The 716-nt window shown below is 45.4% G+C and carries 1 pseudogene; it reads left to right on the top strand.

Features of this window, described 5'->3' with window-relative positions:
- A pseudogene (locus tag KIV40_RS30020) lies at nucleotides 1-716 on the top strand (mechanosensitive ion channel family protein); the annotation flags it as partial.

A 716-nucleotide genomic window follows, 5' to 3' on the forward strand; every position in this document is an offset into this window, starting at 1 on the left:
AGAATCAAGCACTACGTGATGAACTTTTCACTCAGCTCTCTTCCGATAACAAACAGCTGGTGGACAAAGTCCTAGGGCAGCAAGTGACGATGCTTGAGCAACTGCTCGAAATGAATGAAGTTAAAATCGTAACTCTGAGTAAGGAGAATCGGACCACAGAGGGCGAAGCCAAAAAGAGTATTGAGCTACGTGTACAGAAACGCATTGGCATGATGGACGACTATTATCGTCAATTAGCTAAAACGCTGACTTGGTCGAGCGATCGTGGAATCGATGTTGCAGCGTCGAAAGAGAAACTAAAAAAGGCGCTCGTTGTCCGGTCTGAATATCTAACCAACGCTATTTTGTACACAGATACACAACGTCAAGATTTAGAGAAACGTCTCGCTTTTGTCGGAGAGGAAGAAAAGGCGACCATTAACAGCGAGCTAGAGCGTTTTAGTGAACGCACCAGTGTTATGGTTGCTAGCTTAGAAGAAACCATCTCACTTATGGAGCCTTATGGGGTTGACGTTACATCATTCAAGCGAGTGTTATTGGCAACCACAGGCGATATTAATGCGGACGTTTTGGAGTGGAACGTCGCTCGCGAACTGTTGGAAGGGTGGGTAAGAAACTTTGGTTCATGGGCGTTTGAGAATACACCATCGTTTGTGGTGAAGCTTGCATTGTTCTTGGGGATTCTTTACGCGACGAGTTTACTTGCCAAGTTAGCT

The sequence above is a fragment of the Vibrio sp. D173a genome, from assembly GCF_030248475.1.